Here is a 2,709-nt window from a genome sequence, read left to right as displayed (position 1 = left end):
AGGGTGGCGCCGGCGAACAGCAGGAAGATCACCCCGATGCCTATGACCGCCCGCTGCAGGCCGGTGTTGGACCGCGCCGTCTCCAGCTGGGTCCGGCGTTCGGCCAGCTGCTGCTGCATATTGCCGGTCACCTGGTGAATGCCGGCGCTGTAGCTTCGGGCCGCATCGATTTCGCTCTCGAGCATATGCGCCCGGAGGATGCGGAACGCCGCCTCGTGCCGGCCCTCTGCGAACAGCACCTCGGCCTCGACGTGGTCGACCTCGGACGGGATGCCCGTCTCGGCCTCAAGGCGGCGCAGTGCATTCACGTCCCGGCGGGCGCCGGCGATCTGCCCCGTCTGGGCCCGGGCGATCGCCCGCAGCGGCAGGGCGTCGGCGGCGACGAACGCGGCCTCGCCCAGCGATTCTCCATAGGGCTCCAGACAGGCCAGCACCGCACGGGGCTCATTCCGGGCGCTGGCGACCATGGCGCAAAGGCTGGCGTCATAGACGGACAGGGTTGTCAGTCCGGCCCGTCGGGCCAAGCGGTGGTGGGCCGCGAAATACTCCGCCGCGCGCTCCCCGTCGCCGACCTTGAGCGCCATCGTGGCCAGATTGTACAGGCTGTCGAAGTCGGGCCGCGGATAGGCCGGGTTGGAATAGTCGATCTCGAATTTCCGGAACGCGTCCGCCGCCCCGGTGGCGTCGTTGAGCTGCTTCAGCCCCATGCCCGTCACTTCCCAGATGCCGGCGTGGGCCGTGGCGGCGAAGGGATCGTTGTCGGGAATGTCGGCCTGGGCCCGGGCCAGCAGTTCCAGCCCCTCCCCGACCTTGTCCTCATCGAACAGCGCCAGGGCCGCCAGACGAACGGCGTGGGCCCGGACGAACCAGTCCTCGCCGGTTTCCGCCGTCCTGCGCATCTCGCCGGCCACACCGGTCTCGCCCTGGTCATAGCGGATCGTCAGGGCGTTCAGACGCGCGATATCCCTGTACCGCTCGTCCCCCTGCCGCGCCGCCGCCGTGATCAGTCGGCGGTTCCACATCGTCGCCTTGTCGAAATCGCCCTGGTTCAGGGTCGTCCACGTCACGTGATAGAGCCGGTTCAGGCCTTCCCGGTCGTTCCGGCGCATGGCGGCCTCGCCGAATCGATCCAGGGCCGCGAAATCGGTGGAGGCCGCGCGAGCCTCGACGAACCGCGCCAGTCTCAGGGCGTCGTCGGGAGCATCCTGCGCCGCTTCCGGAACCGGGCGGGCGTCGACGGAGGGAGCCAGGCCCGAAACGGCGACGGCGGCCAGAAGCGCGACAACGACACGGATAAGCAACATGGGACTTCCGACTGTGTCAGCCGTCGTCGCACGTCATGTGTTGAGCAAGGTTTAGCGAACGGCGTTTCATCCTTGGCGCGCACCGCGCCCGCAAGACTCGCGCTCCGCGATCAGCTACACGCCCGACATGTCCGACACCGATCCCGTCGTCCTGATCAACGTCTACCGCTGTGAGCCGGCGAAGCTGGATCTGCTGATGGACCTGCTCACCGTCATGGTGCGCAGCCAGAGAGGCGCCGATGGCTTTGTGTCCGCCACCCTGCATCGGGGTCTGAACGGCAAGGTCGCGGCGGTGCATGCCGTGTGGCGCTCGCGCGAGGACTGGAGGGCCATGGCCCGGCTGCCTGCCGTCAACGCCGCCATGGAGCCGATCATGGCCATCGCGACGTTCGAGCCGCACCTGTACGAGGCCTGCGAAGTCTTCGAACCGAGCTAGGTGAACCAGACGTCGGCCCTTGCGCCGGCGTCGCCCAGTGTCTGCGCGACCCAGCCGCAGATCTCGCCGGCCGCGGCCTCGGCGCCGGTCGGCGGGTTCAGGATCACGACGGCGCAGCCGTTCATCCGCATGGGATCGGTCAGCGGGCGCAGCCGCGCCTCGGCCACCAGCGCGCGCCGGGCGCCCGCCTGATCGAGGCGGCGCAGGAAGCTGTCAAAGGTCTCCAGGTCCTTCAGCGGCGTCCAGATCGCCACCGTGGCCCGCGCGTCGGCGCGAACGATGGCCGCGCCCGTGTCGGCGGCGCGCAGGTAGTCGTCGGGTTTCTCGAACGGCGGGTCAATGAGGACCAGAGGCCCCGTCGCCTCGGCCGCCCAGGTCCGCGCCTGCTCATAGCCGTCCCCGCCCTCGGCCGCGGCCTCCGGATAGGGTTCCAGGGCCTCTGTCAGCATGTCCAGCACAGGCGGATTCAGCTCGAAGCCGACATAGCGGTCGTCGTCCCGCAGGGTCCGGGCCGCCAGCAGGGGCGAGCCGGGATAGAGGGCTGCGCCGCCCTGCGGATTCAGCCCGGCCACGGCGGCGGCCAGCGCCTCGATCAGAGGCGGCCGCCCCTCGGCCGCCATCAGCCGTGCGACGCCGGCCTCGGCCTCCTTCGATCGCGCCCCGTCGCCGGTCAGGTCGTAGAGGCCCGCGCCGGCGTGGGTGTCGATGACCGTCAGGGGACCGTCGGCGCCGCGCCGTTCCAGAAGCCACAGCAGCAGGGCGTGCTTGACCAGGTCTGCAAAATTTCCGGCGTGAAAGCTGTGGCGATAGTTCATGAGGGCTTCCGTCGTCCGCCGCGCCGCCGCGGTCAAGAGTGCACGGGAACCGTCCATGCCGGTCCGTCGTTCGGCGACGCGACCCGGAGTGCGAAATGATCGATCATCCCGTCCTGTCCGACGACCAGCGCACGCCGCCGAAGGCCGTGGCCGA

The 2,709-nt window shown here is 69.8% G+C and carries 2 protein-coding genes and 1 pseudogene; 1 reads left to right on the top strand and 2 read right to left on the bottom strand.

Going from position 1 to position 2,709, the window contains the following annotated elements:
- Positions 1–1,304: pseudogene (locus V6M42_RS13555) on the bottom strand (hybrid sensor histidine kinase/response regulator); the annotation flags it as partial.
- A 127-nt stretch (positions 1,305–1,431) separates the two neighbouring features.
- Here V6M42_RS13555 and V6M42_RS13550 point away from each other — a divergent pair.
- The gene (locus tag V6M42_RS13550) at positions 1,432–1,740 is read left to right on the top strand and encodes an antibiotic biosynthesis monooxygenase family protein (RefSeq protein ID WP_332678968.1); all 309 of its coding nucleotides are present in this window, start codon (positions 1,432–1,434) and stop codon (positions 1,738–1,740) included.
- On the opposite strand, the gene rlmJ is transcribed toward V6M42_RS13550, so the two are convergent.
- A complete protein-coding gene (gene rlmJ / locus V6M42_RS13545; RefSeq protein WP_332678966.1) occupies positions 1,737–2,555 on the bottom strand; it encodes a 23S rRNA (adenine(2030)-N(6))-methyltransferase RlmJ in 819 nt (272 codons plus the stop codon). The genes V6M42_RS13550 and rlmJ overlap by 4 nt on opposite strands.
- Positions 2,556–2,709 lie beyond the last annotated feature (154 nt).

The organism is Brevundimonas sp. (assembly GCF_036677305.1).
GTDB lineage: Bacteria > Pseudomonadota > Alphaproteobacteria > Caulobacterales > Caulobacteraceae > Brevundimonas.
The sequence above is the reverse complement of the archived record's forward strand: the minus strand, read 5'-3'. Positions and strand labels throughout refer to the sequence as shown.

Bases quoted from the DNA above. Each gene is read 5' to 3' on its own strand.
- V6M42_RS13550 (WP_332678968.1), top strand. From the start codon at position 1,432: ATGTCCGACACCGATCCCGTCGTCCTGATCAACGTCTACCGCTGTGAG.
- rlmJ (WP_332678966.1), bottom strand. From the start codon at position 2,555: ATGAACTATCGCCACAGCTTTCACGCCGGAAATTTTGCAGACCTGGTC.